Here is a 14844-nt window from a genome sequence, read left to right as displayed (position 1 = left end):
GGGTCAGCTGGTCGGGGTCACCCGCGCCGATACCGATGACATGAATCCTTCGCACCCCCCGAGTCTGCCGTATGCCACTGACACCCCCTACGGCACCTCCACCCGGCCGCCGCTACGACGCCTCACGCCCACGCAGGCGAGGCGCCACCTCCCCGGCGTCGACCGCACCGCCACGCTCCACCGCGTCCGCCAACTCCCGCGCCCACACCACAAGTCCCGCGAGATCCACTCCGTACGGCCGCGACTCCCCCTGCCCCTGTCGTCCCGACGGTGCGAAGGGTCTTCGCAGGCATGAGCCTGTGAGAGTCCTTTTCGTCTGCCGGATTTCGGCTGCCGGGATCCCGCGGCCGTCTCCTGACCGCAGGATCCCGGCAGCCGTCAGGCGCTGTGCTCGTCGCGGAACCCGATCTTTCGGTGGCTTCCGTCGCAGAGGGGCTTGTTACCGGAGTGGCCGCAGCGGCACAGCGCCATCCTGTTCCGCGTCTGCAGGGGCTGACCGTCCGCCCTGTGCACGGGCACCCCACCGGTGACCCATAGAGGGCCGGCCAGACCGTCCTCCTCCTCAAGGACCGAAATCGCCTGCGGGAGGTCGGGCTCGATCGTGTCGCCGCCGCGATGGAGGGCGTAGCTGTACGACCCGGACGGGCAGTTGCCGATCCGACCCATCACGTCGGAACGGACATCGCTGTCGTCGGTGTCGGCGAGCATCTCGGCGATCGGCCTGGTGCGGCCGATGCAGAAGGCGGCGTGGACGCACAGTTCGCCGACCCGCTGGGCAGAGATGCCGACACCGTCGTGCACGTGCCGCAGTTCCTCGTACGGACGGACATCCGCCGTCTCCGTACCGTCGAACCCGATCACGGCGTGCGTCCCGTCGCAGAACGGCTTCGAGCCCGAGCGTCCGCAGCGGCACAGCGCGTACACGTTCTCGGTATCGATGGTGTCGCGCGTCTCCCAGGCCAGTGAATCGTTGTTCTCGGACACGATCTTGCGTTTGCGTTTCAAGGGGGTCCGCCAGTAGACCACGTACGGGCCGTCCTCCAGCACGACGATCCGGCGCCGTTCGTCGCCGCTCACCGGCGGAGCTCGGGTGCGACGTACTCGAAGGTCGGGCCGGCCGTCGTGCCGTCTTCGTCCGGCATCTCCATCAGGCTCTGTGCCTTGAGCGCGTACATCGTGCCGGTCGCGGCACCGAGCATCTTCGGACTGCCGTTGAACGCCTGTTCCAACTGATGGAGCAGCCCGCAGTACGTCTGGTTGAACTCCTCCTGGGCGGTGCGGATCGGACTGCCCAGAGGGTGATCCGCCAGCCGAGGATTGGGGCGCATCGGGCGGACGCCGGCGAGGTCGACCACGACGGCCTCACCCGTGGGACCGGACTGCGGTGTGTCACCACGCCTGTATCGCCGGCCCAGCTTCAGCTCCTGGAACCGGTAGTAGTGGGAGACCGCGTCGCGGTCGGGGTGGAAGATGTCCCGGTCGCCGTCCCAGACTTCGCCGCGCGCCGTGCCCTCGCCCTGCTCGACGATCTCCTCCAGCGCCGTGAGGGCCGAGCCGAGATCGGTGACTGCTGTCAGCTGCCCGCCGGTGTGGGCGAACGGACCGCCGGTGACCTGGCGAGCCGGGTCACCGCAGAAGACCTCCCGCTCGCCGAGTTCGGCGCACAGGTGACGCAGTCCTTGTTCGATCGCGTCGTAGAACTGGCCTATGGTCTCGTAGTCGTCGCCCTCGGCGGGAGCCCCGGGCAGCGCCGGCTGTTCGAGGCGGAGGAACATGGTGAGTGCCTCCGGCCCGAAAGGAACGAGCGACATCACGAGAGAGCGATCGCCGTGGGGCAGCGGACGCGGATGCTGCGGCAGCAGATGCGGCGCGTCCAGGCGCGGCTGTCCGCCGACCGCGTTGAGGACGTTCGCCGCCAGCGCCAGGTGGATCATCTCTTCGACGAAGACGCCGCCCACCAGTTGAACGGCGTCCGGGTTCCGCGACGGGTCGAGCGAGTAGAGGGCGCACAGATAGGGCGGAAGAGTGGCGTGCTCCAACTCGACCGCCCACTGAAGATGCTCGCGAAGACTGTCGAGCGTCGCGATCCGTGCTGTGGACGGTGCCTCGTCGTCAAGCTGCTCTGAGTCATTCACAGGTGTTCTCACTTCGGCTTTCGATAAGGGGGGTGCGAACGCGGCGACTTGCCCGGGCACGGCCGGCTCCGGCGCGTCCGCCGCCGTCAACCAAGACAGGCCAGCCGAACGATCTGTGACACGAGGTGTTCGCTCCCCACCGGATCGATGAGGGGTATGGGCCGGCGGGACAGGCGTCCTGACGCGTCGGTCCTTGACAGAGCAGGACTCGCTCGCCGAGGAGCTGGAATCCGGCTCAGCCGAACAGCTGCCCGCTGACGCCGGGACACCGACCTGCCCACCCCGGCACCGGCCCGGCAACGGCTGTCCGACCGCTTCGACATGTCCCTGCCGGTGAACCAGCGCAAGCCGAGGCGACCGAAGCCCTCACTCACCTGGCCCAAGACACCAGGCTGACGCTGCTCGAAATGGCCATCGCCTTCACGAGACCCTGAACCGCATCGACGAGATCGTCCTGCAGCCGGCAGCACGCCGACGCTGAGACGACACCGGACACCCGTGAACCGAAAGCAAGGAGCAATTCATGCGGTACCGCAAACTGGGCAGCTCGGACCTGGAAGTCTCGGAGATCTCGCTCGGGTCCTGGCTCACCTACTCCGGCGGCATCGAGGCGGACGCGACCCGCGCCTGCACCGAAGCGGCCTTCGACGCGGGCATCAATTTCTTCGACACGGCCAACGTCTACGGGCAGGGCGCCGCCGAGACGGCCTGGGGCGAGATCCTCTCGGCCCACCCCCGTGACTCCTACATCCTGGCCACCAAGGTCTGGGGCCGGATGTCCGACGACCCGGCCGACCACGGCCTTTCCCCCCGCGCAGATCGCCAAGCAGATCGACGCCTCCCTCGCCCGCCTCAGGACCGAGTACGTCGACCTGTACCAGGCACACCGCTTCGACCCGTCCGTGCCGATCGAGGACACCATCGAGGCGTTCCAGAAGGTCGTCGAGCAGGGCAAGGCCCGCTACCTCGGCTTCAGCGAGTGGACCCCCGAACAGATCCAGGCCGCGATCGACATTGCCGGCCCCGACCTGTTCGCCTCCTCCCAGCCGCAGTACTCCATGCTCTGGCGGGCCCCCGAGGCCGAGGTCTTCGGCCTCTGCGCCGCCAACGACATCTCCCAGATCGTCTGGTCGCCGCTCGCCCAGGGCGTCCTCACCGGCAAGTACAAGCCCGGCCAGCCCGTCCCCGAGGGGAGCCGGTTCGCCTCCCCGGACATGGCGGTGTCCCAGGACCTCGTCTACAGCGACGCCATCCTGGAGGCGGTCCAGCGCCTCGTCCCGATCGCCGAGGAGGCCGGGCTGAGCACGGCCACCCTGGCACTCGCCTGGATCCTGCGCCGCACCGAAGTCGCCTCTGCCATCACCGGTGCCTCCCGCCCCGAACAGGTCCACAGCAACGCAGCCGCCTCCGGCGTGAAACTGCCCGACGACCTGCTGAGCGCCATCGACCAGGCCCTCGGCGACGTCCCCGTCACCGAACCGACCCTCGCCCCCGCCGCCCAGACCAGCATCAAGCACCGGTGACCGTACCCGCGATCACCGGCGATGAGGGTTCATGGCTGCTGTCCCATGAAGCCGAGTGGGTGAGCGTGACCATGCAGGAGTGAGTGTCCTTGTCCGGTTGTGAATCTGACGGAGTGGGCGAAGGCGCAGGGTGTGCATCCGCAGACGGCGTACCGGTGATTTCTTGAGGGGACGTTGCCGGTGCCTGCTCAGCGGGTGGGTCCGCGTAAGATCCTGGTGAACATCGACGCGGGTACCACGCCCGAAGTTGGAGCACCTGGCCACAGCCGCCACGGCCGCTACATCCTGGACGCCCGCGTCACCTTCCCCTACCGGGGCGAGGAGTGGAGGGACCGCTGTCGCCGGCAAGCGGACGGTCGCCTACCGGATCCACCGCGACACGACCCGTGGCCGCCGGTACCTGGACGCCTCCTGGACCCGCAAGAACACGACCACCTCGCCGCCTGGCGGCTCGATTCCCACGGCAACCCGGTCGGCGAACCCCGCCAGTTCTTCTACGACCCGTCCGGCACTGCTGATCACCGCCACGCCTTCACCCGACTGCTCCACTGGGCCAAGGCCACCGGCGTGCAGGCCATCACCATCGAGGATCTGGACTTCGCCGATTCCAAGACCCGGGAGAAGCACGGCCGCAAGGAGCGCTTCCGGCAACTGGTCTGCGGCATCCCGACCGGGAAACTCCGCGCACACCTGATCAGCATGTGCGCGGACGCGGGCATCGGTGTGATCGCCGTCGACCCGCCTGCACCAGCCACTGGAGCGCCCAGCACTGGGCCAAGCCCCTCACCACCAGCACCCGCAGGACCACCCGCCACCAGACAGCAGCCGTGGCGATCGGAAGGCGCGCCCTCGGACACCGGATCCGGCGACGGACGGCACCGCCCCCGCACGACCAAAGCGATCGTGCGAGGCATCGGACGACCCAGGCGGGGGGCTCGGAGTACAGCAGGTCGCTGCTCGTGCGGGCGGTGTCGCGGGCGGGCGGCATGTGGAGGTTGGCGCGCTTCTCGCCGAGCGGGGTGGGCTCGCCCCAGAACCAGCGGGCGACGCGGCCGACCGAGCTGCCGCGGGACTGCGAGGGCCGGTTGAGGGGCCGCCCGTACCGCTGGGGGTCGTTGGGGCGGTTGAGGTTGCGGTATGCCAGCCGGTCCGGGTTGGCGCTGAGCCAGGCTGCCCAGTTCTGTACGAGTGGGGCCGTCGACGAGCGTCAGGGCGGGGGTCTGCTTAGGATCCGGTCGTGACTGACATCCCCGACGAATTAATCAAGCTGGAACGTTCCGCCGAAGTGGAGCGCGCGAAGCTCGCCGGCCTCACCGGCGGGGAGTACGACGCGCAGCTCAGCCGGTGGCGTACGGCGTCCGAGGCGGTGCAGGCCGCAATCACCAAGCACGTGGCAGCAGCTGGTGTGAACCGGTACGAGCTGGAGCAGGCAGTCAAGGAAGCGGTGAGGCATGGGCATGAGGACCCCGCCGCGGAGTAGCCGGACGTGCCCCCGCCCCGGTCCTGGGCGAGGGTGATGTTGTGCCCGCACCCGTGATCGTCCACACCCTCTGACGCCGACGGACGGTTGTGGGTGCGGGCCGTCGGGGAGTTTCCGAGCTGGGTGAGGGATGGGTCATGGCTGAGCGTCGCGTAATCGTGTTACCGCCGTCCGAGCATGGCGGTCGGCTTGTGGTGGTGGACGGCGAGACACTCGGCATCGCGTTCAGCCTGCAAGATCTGACGGTGTTTTTGCAGCGGGCTGGGCTGGAGGGTGTGGACGAGCTGGATGTTGCTGAGTCTCCGGTGATCGAGTGGCATGGGGGTGGACCGGAGGTGTGGCCGGGAACGCCGTGACGGGCGAGCTGTCCCGCTGATCACTCAGCCTTCGCCAGGACTCGTATCGCACGTTCCGGAAGAGTGTTGGCCTGAGAGTCCTCCGCCGATGAGGAGCATTCTGAGTCGCTGGTTGCCGCGGTTGCGGAAGCCGCGGGCGATGCGGCTATGAAGTTCGATGAGCCCGTTCATGGCCTCGGCGCCGCCGTTGCTCGCGCGACTGGTGTCGAAGTAGGCCAGGAACGCCGCCCTCCACTGCTTCCGGGTCCGGCCCAGTCGGCGGATCTCGGGGCTGGGGCAGGTCGGGAACGAGGTGAGGACCTTCTCGGCGATCCGTCCGCCCTCGGCCAGGAGTCGGCGGTGTAGGCGGCCGTCACGCCGCAGGTCCGGCAGCCTCGACCCGCGGCGCTGGCTCGACCACCACACGCAGAAGCGGCCCGCGTCTGCCACGTTGCTCGCTCACCTCGACGACGTGGCATCCGTCCAGACCAACGAGCAGATCACACCGATCGCAGTAGCAGGCATCGAAGTCAGCACTTGCATTTGCTACCGGTTGCGGCATCGTCCAAGGCTTCTTGTTGAGGAACGTGCGCGCCTGCCTTCAGGCTGCTGCTGCGTCGGGTGGGGTGTCAGGCGCGTAGACAGAAGGGGTGGCCGGCCGGGTCGCGTAGGACGCGTGAGCGTTCTGGGCTGGGTTGGTGATGTTCCTTGGTGGCACCGAGTCGGACCGCCTCGTGTTCGGCGGTGTCGAGGTCATCGACGGTGAGGTCGAGGTGGATCTGCTGTGAGCGATCATTGGACGGCCAGGTCGGTGGCTGGTAGTCCTCGACACCGACTGCACCGAGGTGGAGCGTCCCGACCTTGACCGCGCAGAAGCCCGGTGTCTCGACTGTTATCTCGCCGCTGAGCATGTGTGCCCAGAAACGGGCCAGGGAGATCGGATCGGGGCATTCGAGGTTGATGGCAGCGATGCTGGCGACGGGCACTGGTACTCCAGGCGAGATTGACGGTGGACGGAGACGGCCGGCTCGGCCATGAGGGGGGATCAGCCGCGGCGGGCGGTTGGGCCGGTGTTTCAGATCACCGGGATGAGCGGGTCGTCGAGGAGACTCCGGTCCCCGTCGACGCCGTGTGCCAGCGCGCCGGCCACGTCTTCGTGAGGGGCACCCAACCTGATCGCGCTGACCTCGTCCAACAGCTGGTAGTGGTGTGCGTCGAGCTCGACGTTCAGGGCGTCGAGGTATCCCGCCAGGTGGGCCGGGGTGCGGGGCCCCACGATGGGGATCATCGAGGTCTGGGCCCGCGCAGCGCGCTGACGCAGCCAGGCCAGTGCGACCTGGACCGGGCCGGTACCAATCTCATCGGCCACGGCGAGGACGGCGTCGAGCACGGCGGTGCGCTGCTCACCGCCCTCGCCGGCAGTACCGTCGGCCGCGGCCCGTGCGCTGAGTCGTCCCTGCTCGCCGTGACGGTACTTCCCGGTCAGCAGGCCACCGGCCAACGGGGAGTAGAGGACGACGCCCAGCCCATGTGCTTGGGCCATCGGGAGGAGTTCTCGTTCTGCGGAGCGTTCGGCCAGGCTGTATTCGGTCTGTATGCCGACCAGCGGCCTGTGCCCGCTCAGCTCCGATCTGACGGCGGCGCCCGCTACCCGCCAGGCCGGGAAGTTCGACACTCCGCCGTAGCGGATCTTGCCCGCCCGAATCAGGTCCTCGAAGCCGGCCAGGATCTCCGGCAACGGGGTCACGCCGTCGGGGAAGTGCGGCATGAAGACGTCAACGTAGTCAGTCCTCAACCGCCGCAGGCTCTCCTCCAGGGACCGGATCATGGTCTTGCGGCTGTTGCCCGTGGTGCCGGGGCGGACCTGGGCGCTCCTGCTCCCGGTGTACTTGGTGATCACAACGTAGTCGTCGCGCTCACGTCCCAGCAGATCGCCCAGAACGGTCTCGGCCTCACCGTCCTGGTAGATGTTCGAGACGTCGATGGTGGTCCCGCCGGCCCCCACGAACGACTCGAAGATCGCCCTGGACCCCTCCAGGCCCGCCGCGGCTGGGGCCGAGCCGAAGTTGGCCGTGCCCAGCACATACTCCGAGACCCGCAGGCCGCTGTGTCGTCCGAAGGTCTGGTAACGCATGGAAGTCTCCTCAGAGTTTGGGGTACGGTCGAGGACACTAGCACGTAAAACGAATGGTCATTCTCTTATGCCGAAGGTCAGCCAAGCCCACCTCGACGCCCGCCGTCAGCAGATCATCGACGCCGCCCGCGCCCGCTTCGCCGCTCACGGCTTCGCACGGACGTCAATGACCGACCTCGTCGAAGCCTCCGGGCTCTCCATCGGGGCGATCTACCGGTACTTCAAGGGCAAGGACGAGATCGTCGCCGCCATCTGTGAACAAGCGAGCCAGGCGTTCCCCGCCGAGCTGACCGCCGAGTCCATCCACGACTTCCTTCAGCACATTCGCACCCTGGCGCGCGAGGAGGACCACGCTCGACTGGTCGCCCAGATCTACGCCGAGGCTGCCGTCGCTCCGAGCCTTGCAGCTCTTGTCCACCGCCAGCTCGAGGAGACGCGCGAGGCAGTCGTTGCGCTCCTGCCCGACCACGAGCCTGCGCACGCGGACCGGATCGCCGAGGCCTTCGTGGCCCTCTGCCACGGCTACACCCAGCAACTCGCCGTACGGGGCGACCTCGAACCTGCCCCCTTCGCCGCGGCCCTCATCGCGATCACCGAGTCGTAACCGAGCAACTCCCAGCCGGGATCACGAGTCAGGGTCCAAAGACCTCTGCCCGCGCCCTCCCACCGGAAGTGCGACGAGCCCGATCACCGGGACTCTCGCAGAAAGTCCCGGTGTTCACGTCGGCGATGAATGCATGTCAAGACCGCTGTGACGTGCGCGTTGGAGCGGACGATGCATACGATTTCACGGCGTGTTCCAGCTGGCCGCGGTGCGGGGCCGTGCGGGGTCGGGGTTCATGTCCAGGACGCGTGGCTGCTGGTCGGACGCCCGGGGGCGGTGGGCGAGGAAGCCGCCGATCGGGGGAAAGGTGTCAGCCTTCGCGGCTGCGGAGCATGGCCAGGGCCTGGGAGCGCTGTGCGACGAGGTCGTCGTAGGTGCCGTCGCGTTCGGCCCAGCGGTGCATGAGGACGCCCTTCACGAGGATTTCATGAGGGGTGGGGTCCTGTGAGAGCAGTTGCATGACCTCGGTGGCGAAGTCGTCGAGCGGCAGCGCGTGCGGGTTCACCTTCTCCTGGCCTGCTGTGGCGACGGCCGGGGGGACGAGCTCGACAACGCTGACGCCGGTGCCGTCGAGCTGCGCGCGCAGTGCCTCGGAGTAGGCGTGCACCGCAGCTTTCGAGGCGGCGTAGGTGGGCATGGGCGGGAACGGCAGGAAGGCGATGCCGGAGGTGACGGTGATGAAGGTGCCGGCGCCGCGTTCGACCAGGTGCGGGGTGAAGGCGTCGATGACCCGGATGGTGCCGACCAGGTTAGTGTCGATCGTCGTCGCTGCCGCCTCGAAGTGCGCAGGGTCGCGCAGGTCCTCCAGGAGCATGACGCCCGACATCGTCACCACCGTGTCCAGCTCAGGGTATCGGGCGAGCACGGCGTCACGGACAGATGTGACGGAGGCAGTGTCCGTGACGTCGATGCTGAACGTGCCGAAACCTTCCCCGGCGAGTTCCGAGAGCGCCTCCGGGCTGCGGCCGCCAACGGCCACGGTGCTGCCCGCCGCGGCGAACCGCCGGGCCAGCTCTCGCCCGATACCCGAGGTCCCGCCGACGATGAGAACGGTGCGGTTGGAGAGATCCACGAGATCTTCCCTTCATTCCAGGGCGCCGACGGCTTGCAAGCCCGCGGCGCAGACAGCGATGTTCCCTGTCTCTTTCAAAACAGTGCTACCGCAGTCTTGACGGCATCCGCCGGGTGTGGCGAGGCCCCAGTCTTCCCTGGTCCTGCCAGGGCCCCCTCTGAGACACACGCACCGCACTACGGTGTCGGCATGAAGGATGAGGAATCCGGCAACCGGCTCGGCAGCTACCTACGTGCCCGGCGTGAGCTGGTCTCCCCGGCGCAGGCAGGACTCCCGCCCGGCGGCAACCGCCGCGTGCCCGGCCTGCGCCGTGAGGAAGTCGCCCTGCTCGCCGGCATCAGTCCCGACTACTACCTGCGTCTGGAACGGGGACGTGACAAGAACCCCTCACCACAGGTCCTCGAATCACTCGCGCGCGTCCTGCAACTCGACGACATCGAGCGGACGTATCTGCTCGGCCTCGCGGCGGCACGCCCCAGGGTGCCGCGCCGCAAGCAGCCCGAGCACGTACCGGCGCGGGTGCACGAGCTGCTCGCCCACCTTCAGATCCCCGCGTTCGTCGAAGGGCGCGCGTTCGATGTCCTGGCCTCCAACCCGATGGCCGTAGCGCTCTCCCCCCGCCTGCGGCCCGGCCAGAACCGGCTGCGTTCCCTCCTCCTTGATCCCGAGGAACAAGCCTTCCACCAGGACTGGACGAAAGCCACCGCCGACTTCGTCGCTGCCCTTCGCACCACCATCGGCGACGACACCGACAACCCGCGGTTCGTCGAGCTCGTCGGAGAACTCGCACTGTCCAGTCAGCGGTTCCGCACCCTGTGGGCCCGCCACGACGTCCGCAGTCTCGACGGAGGCACGACCACGGTCCACCACCCCGTCGTCGGTGAACTACGCCTCCACCGGGACAAACTCCCCATCGACGACGTCATCCTCGTCGTCTACTACCCCGACAAGGACAGCGGCAGCGACGAGAAACTGCGGCTCCTCGCCGCACTCTCACACACCGAGTCCGCCGGTACAGCGCACGACAGGCCGGCGAACGACCCGCACCCAAGGACACCCTGACGAACACACGCCGTCCCGGCGTCGCGACCAGAACGCCCGCGCCATGGGTTCCGTCACCCGCGAGATCGCCCCGGGGGCCTGATCACGATCCGTCCGCGTCGCCCTTGCCACGCAGGGGCCGCAGGCCGCCGGGCAGGTCGGGGAGCTGGAAGAAGTAGCGGTCGCGGGACAGGGCCTCGGGGAACATCGGTACAGCCTTGTCGGCGAGAACGATCATGGTCGATCACTCCGAGCGGCCAGGGCGCCCTACGGCGGTCGAAGCGGCGGCTTGTACCTCACTGAGGGCCTGTCGGGCGACAGCGCTGAACTCGTCGGTATTGCTCAAGTCGCTCCAGCGCTCGTATGCAATCTTCAAGGCGAGTCCCCCCAGCTCTGCGACCACTCGGGCCACGAGGCCAGGTGCACCGCGGTGCTCCAAGGCCCGGGCCATGGAGGCGGTGAGGTTCATGCCCTTGAGGGGCCGCAATGAGAGCAGCACTCTCCCAGGCCCGTGCCACGAGCTTGATCGCCAGGACGTCGGTGACGTGCCGCCGGGGATCGCCGGCTGGGCAACGGCGTTCCTCTCGTCGTCAGCGGACTTTGACTTGTTTGAGCAGAAGTTCTGGGCCTTTGAGCGAAACTTTCGCGTAACAGACTCTATCTTTGGTGGATTCGCGGCTATACGATCCGCGCAAGAACTTGGACCGAGCCAGTCGCTCACCAGCGATCCCGGTGGGCACTGACGCGCAGCTCGGCGTAGTACACGCACCTGCCGTCACGCCGTCCCGTCCCGCCCGCACCGCTGCGATCGATCATCTGTCCGCCTTTTTCTGCACATTCCGGCGCATACCGCACCCTTCCCGGCCGGGCCGTCTCCGTACGACGGCCCGTTGGTCTGACGTACCCCTGAGGAGGTTCCATGCGCATTGACTTTCGCCGCCGCCTCACCGTGTTCGGCGCGCTGCTCGCACTCGTGGGCAGCATGCTCATCGGTTTGGCGTCGGCGTCCGTCCCGGCCGCAGCGTCCCCACCGGACGCTGCGGTGCCGGAGAGCTCCGGCAATCAGTACAGAGTCCTGGTCTTCACGAAATCCACGGACGCGGACCCGGCGGTCACCGACGCCGGTGTGAGCGCCATAAGACAGCTGGGCAACCAGCTGCGGTTCGCGGTTCAAGTAACCGACGACGCCCGCAAGTTCGACGAAGAGCACCTCAAGCAGTACCGCGCCGTCGTCTTCCTCAACACCAGCGGCGACGTGCTCACCACCGACCAGCAGGACGCCTTCGAGGCGTACTACCGCGCGGGCGGCGGCTTCGTCGGCATCGGCTCGGCGATCGAGGCCCAGCCCGACTGGGCCTTCCTGTCCGACGCCCTCGGCACCCGCGCTTCCGGCCGGACCGGTGTGCAGCCCGGCACCATCAAGGTCGCCGACCGCGTCCATGACGCGTCGAAGAAGCTGCCGGAGTACTGGACCCACACCGACGACTGGTACAACTTCAAGTCCAATGTGCGAGGCAAGAGCCATGTCCTCGCCACCGTCGTCGAGGACGCCTTCAAGCAGCAGCCGTGGGGCGGAACGCTCACCGGCATCAGCGGCGGCAAGATGGGCTACGACCACCCGGTCACCTGGTGCAAGGACTGGCAGGGCGGCCGCTCGTTCTACACCGCGCTCGGAAACACCGCCGACAGCTTCGGCGAGAAAGACATGCGCTCACACCTCGGTGGCGCGATCAAGTGGGCGGCCGGCCAGGCCGACCCGGTGTACTCCGACTGCGGCGCGACCGTGCTGTCCAACTACCAGCAGACGGCCGTGGCGACGCCGCCGAACCTGAACGAGCCGATCGGCTTCGACGTCCTTCCCGACAACCGGGTCATCCAGACCGACCGCCGCGGCAGCGTCCGGATGCACGACCCCGAGTCGAACAAGACCACCGTGCTGGCCCAGATCCCGGTCTACCAGAACAGCGAAGACGGCATGTACGGGCCGGGGATCGACAACGACTTCAAGACCAACCACTGGGTCTACCTCTACTACGCGCCCCCCACCGTGAAGGACGTGAAGCTGTCGACCGGTGAGGTCGTCACGCAGACGACTCCGACGGCGGACGCGCCGACGACCGGGGCCTCGCCGTCCGTCTGGGATCCCTGGGTCGGGTACTTCCAGCTGTCCCGGTTCAAGTTCGTCGACGCCGCCGGGGACACACCGGCGCACCTCGATGTCGGGTCCGAGCAGGAGATCATGCGGGTTCCGGTCAACCGCGGCGCCTGCTGCCATGTCGCGGGCGACATCGACTTCGACAAGCACAACAACCTGTGGATGACCACCGGCGACGACACCCCGTCCGGCGGCGGCAACTCCGGAGGCTTCTCTCCCTTCAACGACATGCTGACCACGACCGGGCAGTACAACGCCCCGTTCGTCGACGCTCGCCGCTCGGCGCAGAACACCAATGACCTGCGCGGCAAGGTCCTGCGCATCTCGGTCAAGGACGGCGACATCGCCGCCGGTGATCAGAACAAGTTCGGCGGGGCCTACACGGTCCCCTCGGGCAACCTCTTCCCGGTCGGCAAGGACAAGACCCGTCCGGAGATCTACGCGATGGGCTTCCGCAACCCGTTCCGGATCCAGGTCGACGAGAACGACGTGGCCTACGTCACCGACTACTCGCCCGACTCGCAGACCCCGCAGGACTTCCGCGGGCCTGCCGGCACCGGCCGGATGGAGATCGTGCGCAAGCCGGCGAACTACGGCTGGCCACTGTGTGTGCGCCAGGACCTGCCGTACTACCGCTGGAACTTCAACACCTCCACGCCGCTGGACAGTCCCGCGCAGGCGTTCGAGTGTGACAACCCCAACCGCGGACCGCAGAACAACTCCAGGTGGAACCTCAACGGCGGGCCCACCGTCGAGCCCGGTCTGGAGTACGCTCCGCCGATCACCAACCCGGACATCTGGTACTCGTTCACGCCCGAGAACCGGGCGGACAACCCGATCGGTACGCCGTGCGCCGCGTACTACAACGGCTCCGGCGCCACCACCTGCCCGCGGCTGTTCCCCGAGCTGGGCACCGGCGGTGTCGGCCCGCACGGCGCGGCCAAGTACCACTTCGACCCGGACAACCCGGATCAGACGAAGCTGCCGCCGTACTACGACAACGCGGTCTTCGCCGGCGAGTTCACCCGGGACACCCTCAAGGAGGTCCGCCTGGACTCCAAGAACCGGGTATTCAAGATCAACGACGTGCTCGACTGCGGCGGTCTCAACGCCCAGCGGGTCCCGGACACGAGCAAGCCGTTCGAGTGCGACAACCCGATGGACCTCCAGTTCGATGGGAAGGGTCACTTCTATCTGCTCGGCTACGGCGACGGCTTCTTCAACAGCAACACCGACGCCGGTCTGTACCGGTGGGACTACGTCAAGGGCCAGCGCGCACCGATCCCGGCGCTCACGGCCACGCCGACGAACGGTTCGGCACCGCTGAACGTGAAGTTCTCCAGCGCCGGTTCGCGGGACCCCGACACGGGCGACTCGATCCGGTTCGAGTGGGACTTCAACGGTGACGGAGTCGTCGACTCGATCGACCCCGACCCGCAGTACACGTACACGACACCCGGGCAGTACACCGCGAAGCTGACGGTGCTCGACTCCAGCGGCAAGTCCGCCTCGGCGAACACGACCATCACGGTCGGCAACACCGCGCCCGTCGTGAAGGTCAATTCGCCGGTCGACGGCGGCCTGTTCTCCTTCGGCGACGACATCCCGTTCTCGGTGACGGTCACCGACCCGGAGGACGGGACGATCGACTGTAGCCGCGTCGAGGTGACGTTCGTCCTCGGCCACGACACCCACGGCCACGCGGAGCAGTCCGTCCACGGCTGCACGGGTGTGCTGTCGACCGATGCCGACGACGTGTCCCACGGTGGCAACGTGTTCGGTGTCATCAGCGCGTCCTACACCGATCGCGGCGGTCCCGGCGGCGTTCCGGCGCTGTCGACGGTCACGCAGAACCAGATCCGGCAGAAGCGCCAGGAGGTCGAGTTCGCCCTGGAGCAGTCCGGTACCAACGTGGCCACGACGAACGACCCTGCAGGCGGCAGCCAGCACCGCGGCAGCCTCGGCGACGGTGACTGGATCGCCCTGAACGGACCGTTCGACCTGCACAGCATCGACTCGCTGACGTTCCGGGTGGCGAGCACGTCGACACAGGTGCCTGCGGGCAGCCCGATGGCCGCCGTCGAGGTCCACCTCGACTCGGTCGACGGGCCGGTTCTCACCACGGCGAATCTCACGTCGACCGGTGCCACAGGGACCTGGGAGAGCCAGAAGTTCCCGATCACCGACCCGGGCGGCAAGCACAAGATCTACCTCGTGCTCCGGTCGGTCACGGGCGGCCAGACCGGCGCCAACCTGTTCAACCTCAACTGGGCCGAGTTCGGCGGACAAGGAGTGAGCACTTCCTAGCACCACCCCGCGGCCGGGGGCGCCGCACGCCCACTGCGGCGCCCCCGGCCCTGATCTG

12 protein-coding genes and 2 pseudogenes are annotated in these 14844 nt (G+C 67.9%); 7 read left to right on the top strand and 7 right to left on the bottom strand.

Annotation, left to right across the window (positions count from 1 at the left end; genetic code table 11):
• Positions 1-378: 378 nt before the first annotated feature.
• Complete coding sequence (locus IEZ19_RS30585) at positions 379-1077, bottom strand: CDGSH iron-sulfur domain-containing protein (RefSeq protein ID WP_189314554.1); 699 nt, start codon at positions 1075-1077, stop codon at positions 379-381.
• Positions 1074-2135, bottom strand: coding sequence for a ferritin-like domain-containing protein (locus IEZ19_RS30580; protein ID WP_189314553.1), 1062 nt, complete (start codon positions 2133-2135; stop codon positions 1074-1076). Before IEZ19_RS30580 ends, IEZ19_RS30585 begins: the two co-directional genes overlap by 4 nt.
• Before the next feature lie 523 nt (positions 2136-2658).
• Here IEZ19_RS30580 and IEZ19_RS30575 point away from each other — a divergent pair.
• The 4 genes and pseudogenes from IEZ19_RS30575 (at position 2659) to IEZ19_RS30565 (ending at position 5494) form a co-directional block, all read left to right on the top strand.
• Positions 2659-3658 (top strand): annotated as a pseudogene (locus tag IEZ19_RS30575) (aldo/keto reductase family protein).
• 223 nt (positions 3659-3881) lie between these two features.
• Positions 3882-4587 (top strand): annotated as a pseudogene (locus tag IEZ19_RS51200) (IS200/IS605 family accessory protein TnpB-related protein); the annotation flags it as partial.
• Positions 4588-4895: 308 nt separating this feature from the next.
• The gene (locus IEZ19_RS30570) at positions 4896-5138 is read left to right on the top strand and encodes a hypothetical protein (RefSeq protein WP_189314552.1); all 243 of its coding nucleotides are present in this window, start codon (positions 4896-4898) and stop codon (positions 5136-5138) included.
• Between the two features lie 137 nt (positions 5139-5275).
• Positions 5276-5494, top strand: a complete 219-nt coding sequence (locus IEZ19_RS30565) for a hypothetical protein (RefSeq protein ID WP_189314551.1) — start codon at positions 5276-5278, stop codon at positions 5492-5494.
• Positions 5495-5518: 24 nt separating this feature from the next.
• Here the strand turns inward: IEZ19_RS30565 and IEZ19_RS52695 are convergent, their stop codons facing one another.
• From IEZ19_RS52695 to IEZ19_RS30550, 3 genes are all read right to left on the bottom strand, one after another.
• Positions 5519-5923 carry a transposase gene (locus IEZ19_RS52695; protein ID WP_373297076.1) on the bottom strand — a complete coding sequence of 135 codons (405 nt, stop codon included), beginning with the start codon at positions 5921-5923 and terminating at the stop codon, positions 5519-5521.
• Between the two features lie 179 nt (positions 5924-6102).
• Positions 6103-6459, bottom strand: a complete 357-nt coding sequence (locus IEZ19_RS30555) for a VOC family protein (protein WP_189314550.1) — start codon at positions 6457-6459, stop codon at positions 6103-6105.
• An 89-nt stretch (positions 6460-6548) separates the two neighbouring features.
• Positions 6549-7607 (bottom strand): aldo/keto reductase, encoded by a 1059-nt coding sequence (locus IEZ19_RS30550; RefSeq protein WP_189314549.1) that lies wholly within the window; start codon positions 7605-7607, stop codon positions 6549-6551.
• A 67-nt stretch (positions 7608-7674) separates the two neighbouring features.
• On the opposite strand from IEZ19_RS30550, the gene IEZ19_RS30545 reads away from it, so the two are divergent.
• Complete coding sequence (locus IEZ19_RS30545; RefSeq protein ID WP_189314548.1) at positions 7675-8211, top strand: TetR/AcrR family transcriptional regulator; 537 nt, start codon at positions 7675-7677, stop codon at positions 8209-8211.
• Between the two features lie 310 nt (positions 8212-8521).
• Here IEZ19_RS30545 and IEZ19_RS30540 read toward each other — a convergent pair whose 3' ends face one another.
• Positions 8522-9283 (bottom strand): SDR family oxidoreductase, encoded by a 762-nt coding sequence (locus tag IEZ19_RS30540; protein WP_189314547.1) that lies wholly within the window; start codon positions 9281-9283, stop codon positions 8522-8524.
• Positions 9284-9472: 189 nt separating this feature from the next.
• Between IEZ19_RS30540 and IEZ19_RS30535 the strand changes: the two genes are divergently transcribed.
• On the top strand, positions 9473-10345 hold the full coding sequence (locus IEZ19_RS30535) for a helix-turn-helix transcriptional regulator (RefSeq protein WP_189314546.1): 873 nt from the start codon (positions 9473-9475) through the stop codon (positions 10343-10345).
• An 82-nt stretch (positions 10346-10427) separates the two neighbouring features.
• On the opposite strand, the gene IEZ19_RS52690 is transcribed toward IEZ19_RS30535, so the two are convergent.
• Entirely contained in the window at positions 10428-10562 is a 135-nt protein-coding gene (locus IEZ19_RS52690) for a hypothetical protein (protein WP_268248682.1), read from the bottom strand.
• Positions 10563-11243: 681 nt separating this feature from the next.
• Here IEZ19_RS52690 and IEZ19_RS30530 point away from each other — a divergent pair.
• Positions 11244-14786: a ThuA domain-containing protein gene (locus tag IEZ19_RS30530; RefSeq protein ID WP_189314545.1), complete on the top strand. Its 3543-nt coding sequence runs from the start codon at positions 11244-11246 to the stop codon at positions 14784-14786.
• Positions 14787-14844 lie beyond the last annotated feature (58 nt).

Origin of the sequence: Streptomyces brasiliensis (assembly GCF_014647875.1) — a bacterium.
In the GTDB taxonomy this organism is placed as follows: domain Bacteria; phylum Actinomycetota; class Actinomycetes; order Streptomycetales; family Streptomycetaceae; genus Streptomyces; species Streptomyces brasiliensis.
The sequence above is the reverse complement of the archived record's forward strand: the minus strand, read 5'-3'. Positions and strand labels throughout refer to the sequence as shown.

What these genes read in the sequence shown, in the direction of transcription:
- IEZ19_RS30530 (WP_189314545.1), top strand. Translation starts at nt 11,244, where the DNA reads ATGCGCATTGACTTTCGCCGCCGCCTCACCGTGTTCGGCGCGCTGCTC.
- IEZ19_RS30550 (WP_189314549.1), bottom strand. Translation starts at nt 7,607, where the DNA reads ATGCGTTACCAGACCTTCGGACGACACAGCGGCCTGCGGGTCTCGGAG.
- IEZ19_RS30565 (WP_189314551.1), top strand. Translation starts at nt 5,276, where the DNA reads ATGGCTGAGCGTCGCGTAATCGTGTTACCGCCGTCCGAGCATGGCGGT.
- IEZ19_RS30545 (WP_189314548.1), top strand. Translation starts at nt 7,675, where the DNA reads ATGCCGAAGGTCAGCCAAGCCCACCTCGACGCCCGCCGTCAGCAGATC.
- IEZ19_RS30535 (WP_189314546.1), top strand. Translation starts at nt 9,473, where the DNA reads ATGAAGGATGAGGAATCCGGCAACCGGCTCGGCAGCTACCTACGTGCC.
- IEZ19_RS52690 (WP_268248682.1), bottom strand. Translation starts at nt 10,562, where the DNA reads ATGATCGTTCTCGCCGACAAGGCTGTACCGATGTTCCCCGAGGCCCTG.